This is a genomic window from Leifsonia sp. L25 (assembly GCF_050632895.1).
On the sequence record NZ_JBODRZ010000002.1, the window covers coordinates 150,501 to 163,888 of the forward strand.

Sequence of the window (13,388 nt, forward strand, 5' to 3'; positions counted from 1 at the left end):
CTCAAGGAGACCGCCAGCTGCAGAACAGAGGACCCGATGAGCACGCTTGACGCACGGCCTGCCGCTGCCGCCGCGGCCGACAGGCTCCTCGACCTGTTCGGGGAGGTGACACTGGCCCTCCGCGAACGACGCGATGTCGACAGTGACGAGGGCCGTCGTGTGTTCGTCCACGATGTCGTCGCCGCACACACCTACTACCAGTCGACGGTCAATGATGCCCTCCCGCGGCACGAGGCAGCCCCCATCGAGACCGCGGAGGGAAGGATGCGAGCACTTCTCGCGGCTCTCCATGAGGGTGACGTCGACGTCGCCGCGTTCCTCAGCGAGGGCCGCTGATGAGCCTTGAGCGCGTGGTCATGACCGCGGAACCAGAGTCGATCCCGGTCGACCTGGATGTCCTCCTCGACGCCTGGGGCGATCTCTGTGGCTCCTTCGAAGAACACGCCGCCGCCGGCCGCATCAGCCCGGAAGAAGCGTTACAGCTAACGGCTGCGACACACGCCTGGCAGCGCAGCATTCCGCGGGACGACCCCGAGGCGATGCGCGCCGCCGCGCTCCGGCTGGAGCAACTCCTCGCCGAGCTGCGCACAAACTCCGACGTCGACGTCAGCGTCTTCCTCGGGGACCGGCCCTCTGATGGCTGAGCGAAAGCGGTGGCTTGAGGGCGATGCACTGGAGGCCCGCGTGTCGGAGATAGAGAGATCCGCGGAGCTGGCCTGCCACAGCCCCAATCCGGATGCAATCGATCGCGCGCGTCGAATACTCACCGAAGAGATCACGTTGGAGGAAGCGTCCGCGGAGATCCACAGGAAATACGAGCTGGCGGAGGAGCCCGAATTGTGAGCCTCACGACGCGCACAGAGGATGACGTTCGAGCTGCCGCAGCCCGGCTGCGCGCCGCTGCGGATACGGCGATCGAGCGGATCCGTGACAGCGGCCGCCCGAACGCCGACGATGAGATCACTGCCGTGCGTGACTATGTCGTTGCGGTACCGGAGGAGTGGCATGCCGTGGCCGTCGCTACGGCGCGCGTTCACGACGTAATCTCGTCGCTTCGTTACCCGAGCCCTCCCCGGAACTTGGCGGCGGTTCTTGGGGACCCGCCGCCGGCTGGCCTTCCGGAACCTTGGTCACTGACTTACGTGCGACCACGTCCGAGCGCGGAAGAGCTCTCCCGCCTCGATGTCCTCGTCGTGCTGGATATTGACGGTGTCGTGCTGCGCCAGCCGCCCCGGGCTGGGGTGAAGCACCGGCAACTCGAGGACGACGCCGGCCGCGTCTACGACCTGGACATCGTCGAGCGTGTTGTGGAACTCAGCGACATCCTCTACCAGGATGGCGTCGAATTTTGTTGGTCGTCATCGTGGGGCGCGCGGCCACGCGAGCTGGATCAGCTCCTGCAGAGGCTGCCGGATGACAGCCTGAACGGCGGATTTATCCTGGCCGGCCAACCTGCGGCCGGCGGCCTGGCCCGGTGGAAGCTGGACGCAGTCCGCAAAGTCGAAGCGGGACTGCCCAAGCACGTCGGGGTCGTTTGGATCGACGACCAACTTCACCCGCTGACCGCTCTCGACCCTGCTTGGGCCGCAGACTCCTCGCGCGATCGGTTGCTCATCGCTCCTCACGCTTCGTCCGGTCTTCTGCCCGGCCATCTGCGGCAGATCGAGGCATTCATCGACGGCCGCCGTGCTCGGGCGTGAGGCGCGCCGAGAATACCGGTGAGGTTCGCCAACATGCGTTAACGTCACATAACGCAAGTGGAAAGTGAACTCCGCGCATAGCTCCGGTATGACCCTCCTACCCAGCCCGGAACCGTCGGATGAGCTCGAGCGCTTCGAGCGCCTGCGCGCGCATCAAGAACACATCGCCGAGGACGTCGACGCCTCCCTGGCACCAGCAACCCGCCGCGCCTACCGGTCAGCTCTGAACAGTCTGCGCGCCTGGGCGGAGACGGAAGGCCTGGACTGGCTGGCGCCCGGAACCCTCGCAGCCTACCTGGGCGCTCTACGCCGACGCACCGACCCGAACACTCGCCGCACTGTTGGAGTCTCCCAGTCGTCGATCTCGCTCGTACTCGCTGCGGTTTCTACCTACGCGCGAGAGCAGCGGATCACCCCGTCGCCAACCGACGACCCCACCGTGCGACTCGCTGCTGCCGGCGTCCGGCGTAAACTCGCCGGCCGGCAGGTACAGAAGGCTCATCCGCTTCGCACCGAGGAGCTCCGACAGATCCTCGGGGCGATCGAGGACACACCCCGGGGGCACCGAGACGCCGCGCTGATCGTTCTGCTGTTCGCGGGGGCACTTCGCCGGAGCGAAGCCGCCGGCCTGCGCTATGGACAGATCACCACCTATCCCGGCCGAGGGCTGATTCTCCACTTACCCACGTCGAAAGGCGACCCGTTCGGCCGAGGGCAAGACGTGCCCGTCGTCTCCGGGCAGATGACCGATCCCGTAGCGATCCTCGAACGGTGGCTCGCGGACCGCACCACAGCGTCCGGCGCACTGATGCCGGATACCCCCGTTTTCGTCCGCTTCTACAAGGGCAGCGACCGCCAGGGCGACACACCCCTCTCCGGCGAGAGCGTAAATCAGATCTTCCACAACCGCTGCGACGCCGCCGGCCTCACCGCGCCGCGGCTCTCCTCACACTCCGGCCGGCGCGGGCACCTCACCGTCGCGGCCGAAGCCGGTGCGTCACTGGAAGAACTCATGGCTCAGGGTCGGCACACGAATCCGTCGACCACCCTGGGGTACGTCAGCGGCCGCGCACTGGACCGCTCAACAGGAAACGTCCTCGGGCTCTGAACAACGCACTCAGACCTCAGCGCGAGGACGGATCACGAATACTTTGCGACGGCTGACTGTCGGGCCGTCGGCGGCACCGGCGGTGTGCTGATCGATCCAGATCCGGCGGTGGTCGTCCTCTGACGGGTACCACTGGTTGCGCCAGTGCCCGCGGACCGTCCACTGGGTCTGCCGACGGACCGCATCGGCCGAAGACTCCGGCCGCCCCGAGGATGTGGCGGCACGCCGCAGGTAGACGATCTGGGTGTCGTCTTCGACCTTCGGCTCCGCTGGCGAGTTCCGCCTCCGTGTGCCTGCCGCGCCGCCCCTAGGCGGCTCAACGGGGATCGCGGCCACGAGGCCAGCAAGAAGCTGTGCGGCCGGGGCGGCGCCGATCTGGAACGAGCCGTTGTCGGACCGGAGGTCGTCTCGCACGACCGGGTCGAACCGGAGCTGCGGCTCGTTCGTTTCACCCGAGTCCTCATGCATCTCCAACTGTGCACGAGCGACCGCCAGTGACTGCTCGGTTGCCTCCCACCACAGCAGCCACTGCGGTGGATACCGGCGACCGGGAGCTCCGCAGATGACCGCCAAACCGACCGGCGCAGGCAGCTCGTCCAGATCGAGTGTCGCCGCGACTCGGCTGCCGTGCTCGATCGCAGAGGCGCCGGACGACGGAACGTAGAAGAGGTTCTCCGACTCCGCTGCCACCCGCAGGAGCGCTCGGACTGGCTGATGCCCGATCGCGCGAGCGCGGAACAGATCCGCGAGCTCAGGTAGCGAGGCCGGCAAGCGCGCCGTGAGCTCGGCGCCACGGGACGCGCTGCTGCCGAGACCGATCCGGCTCGTCCCGTCGTACCCCATCGCCTCCAACCGGGCGCGGAGTTTCCGCGCAACTGGCGGTTGGATCGAGCTCGACGGACCCTTCACGAACTCGCCCATCTCCTTGAGGGTCGCCAACGCGACCTTCGAGTCCACACCGAGCTCGAAGGCGATCTCGTGGACACGCGGCTTCGCTACCATCACGCCTCCTCTAATCGGATCGTATCCGGAGGCTCTGGCTGCGCGCGACTTTGGGCCGGCGGCTGCTCCATCTTGCTCGGCCGGACCAACTAAGCTCGTCGGCTGGCGCCTCCTCGCGGGCCACCGGCTCGTCTGATGCGGCGTCTGCGGCGCGATGGCGTGACGCTCGGATCGCTGCCGGCCAGCGGCCGCGGCGTTAGCGCGTCGGGTCTATGTTTCGGGGATCAACATCTTGTCCCACATTGAGCATCAGGAACCGATAAAGCCGCCAGCGGTGCCTGACCCATCTGACCCTAGGAACGGGTGGGAAGATGGACCCGATGAGTAGGTCGCAGAGTGTCGCAGTCTCTTAGAGCAACGCCTGGTGGCGACCCGGTCTTGGTCATTCGGCGCGGATTTACGCTGAGACAGTCAGCGGTTCGAATGTGCTACGAAATTCTGTCTCGACCCGTCGCAGGAACCATGTTTGCGTTGTCGGTCCTCATCTTGTTGGGGAGCGTGGTGGCGCTGGTTGTCGGTGAGCTCTTACCGCGTCCCGTGAGCCTGGTGATTGCTGCAGTCGGGGTCTGGTCGATCTGGTCACCAGTGAGAGCGACGTTCACTGCAGCGAAATCGCAGGCAGAGAGTTGGCGTGTGGGGGACACTGTGACTTCTGGAGCGACGGTAGATGAGTATTGGATTCGCACGCCGGCGGGCGAATGGCGGTACGACTGGGGCCGGTTGAAGCCTATGAGGCGCTTGTTCGGGTTCGTGATTGTCGAGGTGGACCAGAACCGGTTTTTTCACATAGCCATCCCAGGAGCCTTGTGGGTGGACAGGCCAGCACGGTAATGCAACGGCAACGTGTCTACTCAGGTCTCCACCCCGAGCGTGAACACGGTGGGCGGTCCGATGGGCTTTCAGCTGTCTTGTACTGGAACTTGACTGGTGCTCCGTGGGCGTACGTCGGCGACCGCTTTGGTGCGCACCGACCCGCAGGTCGCGGGCCGTGCAGCTCATGATCCGGAGATGGTGAGGACCGATGCCAATGCCAAACACGCCCCAGTCGAGCGACCGGATTCGAGAGGACATGCTGTTGTCGGCTTTGGGCAGCTGCCTGGCCGGCACCGTTGCGTGGAGCCCGCCGGACGCTGGTGATTGCCAACCGGCGGGATGTCGAGTTCACCGTCTCAGCAGGCGGGCAGCTTGATGGTCAATGCAGAGTCGCCGGCGAAGCGGCGTTGGAGCAGGTGGAATCTCACCTGGATTCTGGGTGGTGTAGTTGGTTGTGTCTACGGGGCAGCCGTCGTGTTCGGAGTGGTCACTCATCAGCCGACGCAATCTGTCCAGTCTGGTCCGACGATCACGGCCAAGCATGTTGCCGGCGGTGACTACCAGTTCGACATCCTCGATGGCCGTCATGCGAACACGATCGAGGTGAGTCACAAGGTGTACGACGAGTACAAGGTTGGGGACACCTACCTCCCGAGCAACTAGAGCGTGCTACCGGGCGGTTCACAAACAAGAGGGGGAGAAGTGTCCCAGTCTCAAGCCGATCTTGCCGCCGTCATCGTCTCGATCATCGCGCTCGTCGTGGCCGTGGTGGCAGCCGGCTTGACGGGATGGCAAGCGATCACGGCGCACTTGGTGCGCAACCGGCCGACTAAGGCCCGGTGGATGTTTGAATATCCAGCAGCTGGACGGAGCTACATCCCACAGCCGTGGACGCTGCACAACACTGGCGGCTCAATCGCCTCCGACATCACCGTGCGCCTCATCTACTCTGCCCGTGACGGTCACGAGGCGACCCACACGGATTTCACGATCAACGCGCCCATCGACCACGGGCAGTCGCGTCCGGTCCCCGGGACGGAGACTCGCGGCGATCCTCGACTGCAGATACACCAGGTCGGCAGCTCATATCAGCCCGTGGCGGCCGACACTGTTGCCGGCGCGTGGTATCCGATCGACGCGTTCGCGCGGGTCAGTTGGCGCGACTACCGAGGGAGAGGAAGGAAAGCGCGCGTCCGGCTGCGCTGAGCGCTCTGGTGCGCCCAGAGCCGGATGAGTCATCCTCCGGACCAATACCCCCGACGGTAAACAATGGGCGTGGTCACTTCCTTCTGTGAAGGGATGGTCAGATGCCCGGATTGGGTGAACAAAGCAAGTGAATGAAATCGCCGACCAACTCGCCAACGTCACCTCGGTCATCGTGATGACACTCAAGGAATTTGACGGAGTGAGTTTTGCGCAGCACGTCTATGAGCTGGTAGCGGACGGAGAAGAGGTAGTGCTCCGGGTCGATATGGATCCGAGCGGACTTTTCCGCGATTTCAAAGTTCGCATAGCGGTGGCACCCCCGAACGCGCTGACGAAGCGTTTGGCGACGCCTGGGCGGAACTACTTTACGACCTGTCCGCATACACAGAGCCCCTGTTGCATATGGGTCGCGAACTGGCGTACCAACGCATCACTCGCGAAGGGCGTTTGGTGACCGTTGCGATTACGGACGGGTCTAACACGAAGGCCTACACTGTGAATCTGTCGGCCTTGGAGGTTGGCTATCCGGACGACTTTGCCACGGATTTTCTAACGACGTTCCCGGAATAGATGGTCTTACCCCGCCGTCCAAATGCCAGTAGATCAGGCAGAGGGCCCGGCAGCGTCCAAATTCGAGACAGCTCGTAGCTTGTCGAATGGCGGGACCCTGGCCAAGCACCGCGACTACGACTCAACCATCTCAGCCGACCCCGGCTAGCGCTGCCAGCTTCTCGACGAGTTCGACAGGGTGCCGCGTGCCGGAGTTTCGGGCGACGGACGGGCGGACGAGCGTCGCCAGCTGAGATATGTCGATTTCGCTGATGCCGTCGCGGAGGACTTGGGCCGCCAGGCTGAAATCCACATACGAGTTGAGCAAGTCCGCGACCGTAACCGTGGGCGACGTGACAGGTAATCCCCTCCAGATCTGGACAGCATCACTGGGTAGCTGGCGACGATGCCAACGGACGTCGCGACTACCTCCCTGTCGACGCACGGGCGCGGTGAGGTCCACCACGTCGACCCGGAGATCGCCGATCCCGTGGATGGCTGCCGCGGCGGCGTGTGAGAAAACTACGCCGCCCCGCTCACGCTCCGCCAGCCGCTCGCCGGCGAGAACCCCGGGGTCGATAGAGAGATAGACCGCCCTGAGCCAATCCAAGTCGTCACCCGCGGAGGCAATTGCGCGATAAACGCCATGCGTCTCCCTCTCGAGCAAACCCGCTTCGACAAGACGCGCCAGCTGCTGCCGGGAGACACCGGCTGCCGCGGCCTGCCGCACCGTCGTCATCCCGTACTGTGTGCCGCAGATGTCGGAGACCTTGCGCATGGCGTCGATCAGACTCACGCTGCAAAAGTACCGAATGGTCCGGACAAGCGCAGCATTCTTCGTCCTGCGGGGCGAAAAGGCCGGCGAGACGCCACCGCCGCGCCAGACGAGCCGGCCCCGGACGGAGTGATGGCGAGACGTGGCGCGCCGTGTCGCCGCCCGTCAGCGAGCGGCGTGGTTGGTTGACAAGGGGAAAAGCGCTCCCGGTCGAATGGCTACGGATGGCATCGCTGAGCGCGAGGCCCCACGCCCTAGTGCATCGCGTAGTTCAGGATCCACCCGAACGCAAAGAACAGCACCCACACGTCGACGATCACGAACACGATCGACAGCACCGCGACACCGAGCACCACCGCCGCGAGCTCGGCGATCCGTACCGCCCAGGACCGACTCGTGAGCGTCGCCTGGCGAAGGCCTTGCGCGCGGAGCATCATCCCGGAGGTGGCGAACGGCAACGCCGTCGAGACTAGGAGCAGACCCCATTGCCAGGGCCCGTCACCCCCGAACAGCAGGACCAAGCCGACGACGGCCGCCGCGACCCCGATGAACAGCTGGGCGTGGCCAGCCCACCAGACGACCTTCGGGAACCGGGGAAGGCCGGGTGGTGGGCTGCGACGGTACCAGTGGACGCGCTTCGCCGTCACGTCGGTCATCGTCGCAGCCACCGCGTGACCGAGAGCCCGGCCCGGGAGAGCCGCACCCAGTAGACGAGGTTGACGACGACGATGACCGGCACGCCAAGACCGAAAGCCCACGCCCGCGCGGGATCCGGCACCAACGCGGCCACCGTCACGATCGAGCAGAGCAGGTAGCCGAACACAGCGACCAGCGTGACGCCAACGGTCATGTCCCGCCGCTGAGCCGCTTCATCCTCGCGCGGCTCTGCCCTTCGGAGAAGGAACGCCACCAGGCGTCGCCGGAAGACGAGGATCGCCGTCATCACCAAAACCAGCCAGACAATGTTCAGAAGCGGGAAGCCCGCTGGCCCGCTCACTGCCCACCGCCGATCAGCCGTGCGCCCGCGATCGCGCGGGATTCACCCATCCACCCGTCCCAACCGCGGACGTCCATCTCGTAGGTGGACCCGATCTGCAACGACTTCGCGAACGCGATCGCCTCCCGGTCGTTCTTCCCAGCGCCCTGGGTGACTTCCAGGTCACCACAGGTGGTCGTGTACACGTCGTAGACCGTGTGGTCGTAGCCGACCTTCCCGTAGACCCCGTAGTGGTCCATGTCGTCGATGGTGCAGACCAAGCTGGTCTTCGTGTTCCACCAGTTGTTCCACACGATCCCGACCACGGCGAGCCAGATCCCAAGCAGCACGAGGAATACGGCCAAGATGATGGCCGTCCACTTCCGCAGCCGACGCACCCCCGGTCGTGCCTCAAACGCCGCCCGACGCGCCTGCGTCTCCGCGTTCTCCAAAGGCACCACCTCGAACCCGGCCTGCAGACGGTCCGCGATCGACTTACGTGGCATGAGCCTCAATTCGAACAAATAGCGGCGGCCGGCTGCCGGCGTCTCCGCTCCGAGCAAAAAGGGTGAAGCACTTACGGTCCAACTGGGTGCCCTATGGGATTCGGTAGCTTGCGCTGCCCCCGCCGTCAGCATGGGCCTGCGTGGCATCGGTGCTGATGAAGGCGCTGTCGATCGTTACTCCGGACGGGATGTGGAATTCTCCGTAGCAGTTCGTGTAGTAGTTGGGGTTCAGGGCGATGTCGCAACTGGCGGGTCGCGTCGACCCTGCGATGTAGGTCTGCCCGTTGTCTCCGACGACGCCGAGCTGCTCGCCGGTGGCGGTGAAACGTGCCGCCGTGGTGTTCGTCACCTTGAAGGACAGCTCGCAGAATGCCTGCGGGTTGTAGCAGTTGCCGTTGCTGACTTCGACGAAGAGCGGGGGCGGAGTTCCGGGGGCACCATCACCTGCGCCTGACTCGCTGTCAGACACGATCGCGTCAGCGCTTGAATTTTCGGTGGGTGTGGCGCTTCCGGAGGGAAGCGCCAAGACGGAAGCTGCGGGTGATGGGGCGACGGATGGTACAGCTGGGGCTGCCCGCTTTGTGGTGGCAGATACCGGCGCGGACGCTAGGGCTGTTACACCAAACGGGATCGCTGCGATGACAAGTGCTGCCGCTGCGCAACCTCCGATGAGTAGCCAGAGGGTCTTGCGTGACCAGCCCGGTCTTATTGCACGTTCGAGGTCCGTAAAATCTTGTTGACGACGCTCGAATTCTGAACGGTATCGACGCTTGAAAAGTGAACACTCAACGATTGGAGAGTGATCACTTTGGAGGATTGGGCGCTGATCAGGAGGCTCGCTGCGGAGGGTGTTCCGAAGGCCCGGATAGCCGACCGGTTAGGGATCTCGCGCACGACGGTGTGGAAGGCGGTGGGTTCTGATTCGCCGCCGACGTATCAGCGCAGGGCTGCGCCGACCTCGTTCGATCCGTTCCAGGCCCGGGTGCGGGCGTTGCTGGCGGAGGATCCGGAGCTGCCGGCGACGGTGATCGCGGAACGGGTGGAGTGGCCGGGATCGATGTCGTGGTTCCGTCAGAACGTGAAGCGGCTGCGGCCGGAGCATCGTCGGATCGATCCGGCCGACCGGCTGGTCTGGGAGCCAGGCGATGCCGCCCAGTGCGATCTGTGGTTCCCGCCGAAGAAGATCCCGCTCGAGGACGGGACAGCGTGCTTGTTGCCGGTGTTGGTGATCACGGCCGCATTCTCGAGGTTCGTCACCGGGCGGATGATCCCGACCCGGAAGACGGAGGACCTGCTGTTGGGGTCGTGGGAGTTGATCCAGCAGCTGGGCGCGGTCCCGCGTCGACTGATCTGGGACAACGAGCCCGGCATCGGCCGCGGACCCCGGCGCGCGGAAGGGGTGAGCGCGTTCATGGGGACTCTGGCGACCAGGCTGGTGTTGCTGCCGCCGCGAGACCCGGAGTCCAAAGGCATCGTCGAGCGCCGCAACCGATGGTTCGAGACCTCCTTCATGCCCGGGCGCAGCTTCGCCTCCCCGGCGGACTTCAATACCCAGTTCGCCGACTGGCTGACACGAGCTAATGCCAGGGTGGTGCGGACCACGAACGCGTCACCGATCTCGAGGCTGGCGGCGGATCAGGCGGCCATGCTGCCATTGCCGCCGATCCCGCTGCATCTGGGCTGGCGCAACCAGGTCCGTCTCGGTCGGGACTATTACGTCCGGTTGGACACCACTGACTACTCCGTCGACCCGTCCGTGATCGGCCGCCTGGTCGATGTCAGCGCCGACCTGGAACGGGTGCGAGTGCGCGCCGGCGGCCGTCTCGTCGCTGACCATGCCCGTCTCTGGGCGCGGGGAACCACGGTCACCGATCCGGCTCATGTTCAAGTCGCAGCCCGGCTGCGCAAGCAGTTCCAGCAACCCAGACCGGTTCGGCCGGTCGATGATCTGCACCGGGACCTGGCCGACTATGACCGGGCGTTCGGGCTGACCGGGGAGGTTATCTGATGCCCCCAACGAGCTCACCGGCCGAGGCGGTCAAACAGATCACCTATCTCGCCGCCGCGTTGAAAGCACCCCGGATCACCGATGCCGCGGCCCGACTCGCGGACCAGGCCAGGGACTCCGGCTGGTCGTTCGAGGACTACCTCGCCGCCGTCCTGGAACGCGAAGTGTCCGCCCGCAACGCATCCGGAGCAGAGCTGCGGATCAAAGCCGCCGGATTCCCCGCCCGGAAAACGCTGGAGGACTTCGACTGGGACGCCCAACCGACCGCCCGACAACAGATCGCTCAACTGGCCTCCGGCGGGTTCCTCCTGGAAGCGCAGAACGTCGTCCTTCTCGGCCCTCCCGGAACCGGGAAAACACACCTCGCGACCGCGCTCGGGATCGTCGCCGCCCGACACGGACACCGGGTCCTGTTCGCGACCGCGACCGACTGGGTCACCCGCCTCACCGACGCCCACCGCGCCGGCCGGCTGCCGCAGGAACTGGCCCGGCTGCGTCGATACGGGCTGATCATCGTCGACGAAGTCGGATACCTCCCGATCGAGCAAGACGCCGCGAACCTGTTCTTCCAACTCGTCTCCAGCCGCTATGAACACGCGTCGCTGATCCTGACCTCGAACCTGCCCTTCAGCGGTTGGGGCGGCGTCTTCGGAGACCAGGCCGTCGCCGCTGCGATGATCGACCGGATCGTCCACCACGCCGACGTCCTCACCCTCAAAGGCGCCAGCTACCGACTCCGCGGCCGAGGCATCGACAGCCTCCCCAGCATCCGCACCACCACCGCCGACACCGAGAACTAGACTGCCCGCAACCGTTCACTTTTCACCCGGCGAAACCGTCCAGAATCCGAGCGGCGTCGACAAATCTGTTCCGTCGAACCACCGCTCTGTCCGGCGATCATCGGCGGTCCGATACCAACCAGCCGGTGGCCGTGCGCGTTCTTCAGGCAACTTTTCCTCCGCGGCAACACTACAGAGGTATGCCACAGCGTCGCGCACCCAGTACGGGGCACTAGCCCGCAGCCAGCGAAGAGCCGCATCTGTCCTGCGGTGACGGCGGCTGTCGGTACGCTGCAGACTACGGGAGGGCCGAGAGATGGTGGGCCGGGAAGACGTTCCAGCAGACCGGAAGCGTGCGTGGGCGGCTCGACTTCGGAAATACCCAACGCCGCCGGCGGACGCACAAGCCGTCCCAGAACCAGGCTGGGTTGACTTGACCGACTCGGTCCGGTTCTTCGAGCCTGTCGGGGTGGAGGTCGCGCTCGCTCGCTTCCGGGAGTCAGAGCTCGACAACCTTCACGGGGACGCAGCCATCGAGGGTTTCGACGTATCCCGCGACGACGTCGCCGCGTTCCTCGCCGGCCGCCACGTGGCGGGGCTCCCGCTCGGGCATGCCGCTCAGCTGGCGGCCATGAAGCGGGCCCGTGACCTTGTTATCGCCCGGGTGGAGGCAGGGGAGGTGCTTGATCCGTCGAAGGAGCTATCGGATCAGGTCCACGACGTGCTGGCAGCGCCTTTCGGTTTGAAGTCGAATGCGTTCCGTGGCGACCAGCGTGAACGATACGACGGACCCCGCGTCCAGCTTGGTGGTGGGAAAGAGTTCCGCGCGCTCGACGCGCGACTCACTCAGGCTGTCCTCGACGCCGGACTCGAACGGATCCTCGCGCTCGAACACCCGATCCTGCGGGCGACCACGTGGGCGGCATTCGCCACGTACGAGCAGTTCTACTTCGACGCCAACCGCCGCACCGCGCGACTGGTGATGAACGCCGGTCTCCTCTCCCACGGCTACGACGCCATCGTCATCCCCGCTGAGGACAAAATGGAGTTCCTCGATTCGACGATCGCCACCTACTGGACCGGCCAGCTCACCCACCACTTGCACTTCCTCGTCACGACGTTCCCATCCGACCGCACCGACCTCTGGCTGAAGCACCAGCCCGCCAGCTACCAGGCCGCGATCGCCCTACTCAGAGAGCACTCCGCAGGTGGTCTGACCGAGGCTGAGCTTGAGGCCGAGCTGGTCGAGCTGCCGAGCGTGCCACATATCCCGTGGCCCGACGACGCCTGGTGGAGTGGCGAGGCGATATTCGCGCACGGGCCTATCCGAGCCGTCTACAACACCGCTGTGCGCGGAGAGATGCCGCCAGAACTCGCGGTGAAGCTTACGCGCGCCCTCGCCGAAGCCGGGCACGAATCCTGAGATAGGTCGGCTCAACGCGCTACACTGACGCTTGCAGTGCGGAAACGCAGTGTACTGAGCTTTGAGAGGATCGTTGCGTGTCTCGATTGCCACACTCGTACTCTGAGCGAGCAGAGATGATCGGGGAGCTCCTCGGGTTGCAAATCGGCGCGGCTCGCCGCGAGCGCAAGATGACACAGGCCGAACTTGCCGCCCGTGTAGGCATCTCCGTCGGCACCCTGCGAAAAATCGAAAAGGGGGATCTCACTGTTGCCCTCGGCCCGATCGCCGAATGCCTTACGGTCCTACGACAGCCGGTCTTCGGAGAAGACCTGCGGGATGTTGACGGCCGATTCGGGTTGGACATACCCCGGCGCCTCCTCGAGCAGAGGTTGCACCTGCTCCCGAGTCGCGTGGCGCGGACCCCCGAACCCCCGGTCGATGACGACTTCTGAGGGCCCAGCAGCACGTCGAGACGTTCGGCTCGCCTTGGTCGCTGCCTGTCACCGTACTGGCCACCCCAGGGGATTCCCCCACGGAAGCCGGGGGTGGCCAGTATCAGCT

General features: G+C 65.3%; 17 protein-coding genes and 1 pseudogene. 12 read left to right on the forward strand and 6 right to left on the reverse strand.

The window, feature by feature from the left end; all coding sequences use genetic code 11:
- Positions 1 to 36: 36 nt before the first annotated feature.
- The 5 genes from ACRAWC_RS01465 (at position 37) to ACRAWC_RS01485 (ending at position 2,808) form a co-directional block, all read left to right on the forward strand.
- Positions 37 to 336 carry a hypothetical protein gene (locus ACRAWC_RS01465; RefSeq protein WP_431346154.1) on the forward strand — a complete coding sequence of 100 codons (300 nt, stop codon included), beginning with the start codon at positions 37 to 39 and terminating at the stop codon, positions 334 to 336.
- Positions 336 to 644, forward strand: a complete 309-nt coding sequence (locus ACRAWC_RS01470) for a hypothetical protein (RefSeq protein WP_431346155.1) — start codon at positions 336 to 338, stop codon at positions 642 to 644. Before ACRAWC_RS01465 ends, ACRAWC_RS01470 begins: the two co-directional genes overlap by 1 nt.
- Positions 637 to 843 (forward strand): hypothetical protein, encoded by a 207-nt coding sequence (locus ACRAWC_RS01475; protein ID WP_431346156.1) that lies wholly within the window; start codon positions 637 to 639, stop codon positions 841 to 843. The genes ACRAWC_RS01470 and ACRAWC_RS01475 overlap by 8 nt, the downstream gene beginning before the upstream one ends.
- Entirely contained in the window at positions 840 to 1,700 is an 861-nt protein-coding gene (locus tag ACRAWC_RS01480; protein ID WP_431346157.1) for an HAD domain-containing protein, read from the forward strand. Before ACRAWC_RS01475 ends, ACRAWC_RS01480 begins: the two co-directional genes overlap by 4 nt.
- An 88-nt stretch (positions 1,701 to 1,788) precedes the next feature.
- A complete protein-coding gene (locus ACRAWC_RS01485) occupies positions 1,789 to 2,808 on the forward strand; it encodes a tyrosine-type recombinase/integrase (RefSeq protein ID WP_431346158.1) in 1,020 nt (339 codons plus the stop codon).
- Positions 2,809 to 3,645: 837 nt separating this feature from the next.
- Here ACRAWC_RS01485 and ACRAWC_RS01490 read toward each other — a convergent pair.
- Positions 3,646 to 3,810, reverse strand: a pseudogene (locus ACRAWC_RS01490) (translation initiation factor IF-2 N-terminal domain-containing protein); the annotation flags it as partial.
- Positions 3,811 to 5,106: 1,296 nt separating this feature from the next.
- On the opposite strand from ACRAWC_RS01490, the gene ACRAWC_RS01495 reads away from it, so the two are divergent.
- From ACRAWC_RS01495 to ACRAWC_RS01505, 3 genes are all read left to right on the forward strand, one after another.
- Positions 5,107 to 5,286, forward strand: coding sequence for a hypothetical protein (locus ACRAWC_RS01495; RefSeq protein ID WP_431346159.1), 180 nt, complete (start codon positions 5,107 to 5,109; stop codon positions 5,284 to 5,286).
- Between the two features lie 39 nt (positions 5,287 to 5,325).
- Positions 5,326 to 5,829: a hypothetical protein gene (locus ACRAWC_RS01500; protein WP_431346160.1), complete on the forward strand. Its 504-nt coding sequence runs from the start codon at positions 5,326 to 5,328 to the stop codon at positions 5,827 to 5,829.
- Positions 5,830 to 5,956: 127 nt separating this feature from the next.
- The gene (locus ACRAWC_RS01505; protein ID WP_431346161.1) at positions 5,957 to 6,283 is read left to right on the forward strand and encodes a hypothetical protein; all 327 of its coding nucleotides are present in this window, start codon (positions 5,957 to 5,959) and stop codon (positions 6,281 to 6,283) included.
- 246 nt (positions 6,284 to 6,529) lie between these two features.
- Here ACRAWC_RS01505 and ACRAWC_RS01510 read toward each other — a convergent pair whose 3' ends face one another.
- The 5 genes from ACRAWC_RS01510 to ACRAWC_RS01530 all read right to left on the reverse strand — a co-directional run bounded on the left by ACRAWC_RS01510 (position 6,530) and on the right by ACRAWC_RS01530 (position 9,104).
- Entirely contained in the window at positions 6,530 to 7,174 is a 645-nt protein-coding gene (locus ACRAWC_RS01510; RefSeq protein WP_431346162.1) for a type IV toxin-antitoxin system AbiEi family antitoxin domain-containing protein, read from the reverse strand.
- A 233-nt stretch (positions 7,175 to 7,407) separates the two neighbouring features.
- Positions 7,408 to 7,809 carry a hypothetical protein gene (locus ACRAWC_RS01515; RefSeq protein WP_431346163.1) on the reverse strand — a complete coding sequence of 134 codons (402 nt, stop codon included), beginning with the start codon at positions 7,807 to 7,809 and terminating at the stop codon, positions 7,408 to 7,410.
- Positions 7,806 to 8,150 carry a hypothetical protein gene (locus ACRAWC_RS01520; protein ID WP_431346164.1) on the reverse strand — a complete coding sequence of 115 codons (345 nt, stop codon included), beginning with the start codon at positions 8,148 to 8,150 and terminating at the stop codon, positions 7,806 to 7,808. The genes ACRAWC_RS01515 and ACRAWC_RS01520 overlap by 4 nt, the downstream gene beginning before the upstream one ends.
- Positions 8,147 to 8,635 (reverse strand): hypothetical protein, encoded by a 489-nt coding sequence (locus ACRAWC_RS01525; protein WP_431346165.1) that lies wholly within the window; start codon positions 8,633 to 8,635, stop codon positions 8,147 to 8,149. The genes ACRAWC_RS01520 and ACRAWC_RS01525 overlap by 4 nt, the downstream gene beginning before the upstream one ends.
- Positions 8,636 to 8,726: 91 nt before the next feature.
- Positions 8,727 to 9,104: a hypothetical protein gene (locus ACRAWC_RS01530; protein WP_431346166.1), complete on the reverse strand. Its 378-nt coding sequence runs from the start codon at positions 9,102 to 9,104 to the stop codon at positions 8,727 to 8,729.
- A gap of 330 nt (positions 9,105 to 9,434) precedes the next feature.
- On the opposite strand from ACRAWC_RS01530, the gene istA reads away from it, so the two are divergent.
- The 4 genes from istA to ACRAWC_RS01550 all read left to right on the forward strand — a co-directional run bounded on the left by istA (position 9,435) and on the right by ACRAWC_RS01550 (position 13,279).
- Positions 9,435 to 10,643 (forward strand): IS21 family transposase, encoded by a 1,209-nt coding sequence (istA, locus tag ACRAWC_RS01535; protein ID WP_431346167.1) that lies wholly within the window; start codon positions 9,435 to 9,437, stop codon positions 10,641 to 10,643.
- Complete coding sequence (istB, locus tag ACRAWC_RS01540; protein ID WP_431346168.1) at positions 10,643 to 11,443, forward strand: IS21-like element helper ATPase IstB; 801 nt, start codon at positions 10,643 to 10,645, stop codon at positions 11,441 to 11,443. Before istA ends, istB begins: the two co-directional genes overlap by 1 nt.
- A 412-nt stretch (positions 11,444 to 11,855) precedes the next feature.
- On the forward strand, positions 11,856 to 12,845 hold the full coding sequence (locus tag ACRAWC_RS01545; RefSeq protein WP_431346169.1) for a hypothetical protein: 990 nt from the start codon (positions 11,856 to 11,858) through the stop codon (positions 12,843 to 12,845).
- 116 nt (positions 12,846 to 12,961) lie between these two features.
- Positions 12,962 to 13,279 carry a helix-turn-helix domain-containing protein gene (locus ACRAWC_RS01550; RefSeq protein ID WP_431346170.1) on the forward strand — a complete coding sequence of 106 codons (318 nt, stop codon included), beginning with the start codon at positions 12,962 to 12,964 and terminating at the stop codon, positions 13,277 to 13,279.
- The last annotated feature ends 109 nt before the right edge of the window (positions 13,280 to 13,388 follow it).

What these genes read in the sequence shown, in the direction of transcription:
- istB (WP_431346168.1), top strand. Translation starts at nt 10,643, where the DNA reads ATGCCCCCAACGAGCTCACCGGCCGAGGCGGTCAAACAGATCACCTAT.
- ACRAWC_RS01475 (WP_431346156.1), top strand. Translation starts at nt 637, where the DNA reads ATGGCTGAGCGAAAGCGGTGGCTTGAGGGCGATGCACTGGAGGCCCGC.
- ACRAWC_RS01465 (WP_431346154.1), top strand. Translation starts at nt 37, where the DNA reads ATGAGCACGCTTGACGCACGGCCTGCCGCTGCCGCCGCGGCCGACAGG.
- ACRAWC_RS01515 (WP_431346163.1), bottom strand. Translation starts at nt 7,809, where the DNA reads ATGACCGACGTGACGGCGAAGCGCGTCCACTGGTACCGTCGCAGCCCA.
- ACRAWC_RS01550 (WP_431346170.1), top strand. Translation starts at nt 12,962, where the DNA reads ATGATCGGGGAGCTCCTCGGGTTGCAAATCGGCGCGGCTCGCCGCGAG.
- ACRAWC_RS01485 (WP_431346158.1), top strand. Translation starts at nt 1,789, where the DNA reads ATGACCCTCCTACCCAGCCCGGAACCGTCGGATGAGCTCGAGCGCTTC.
- ACRAWC_RS01525 (WP_431346165.1), bottom strand. Translation starts at nt 8,635, where the DNA reads ATGCCACGTAAGTCGATCGCGGACCGTCTGCAGGCCGGGTTCGAGGTG.
- ACRAWC_RS01470 (WP_431346155.1), top strand. Translation starts at nt 336, where the DNA reads ATGAGCCTTGAGCGCGTGGTCATGACCGCGGAACCAGAGTCGATCCCG.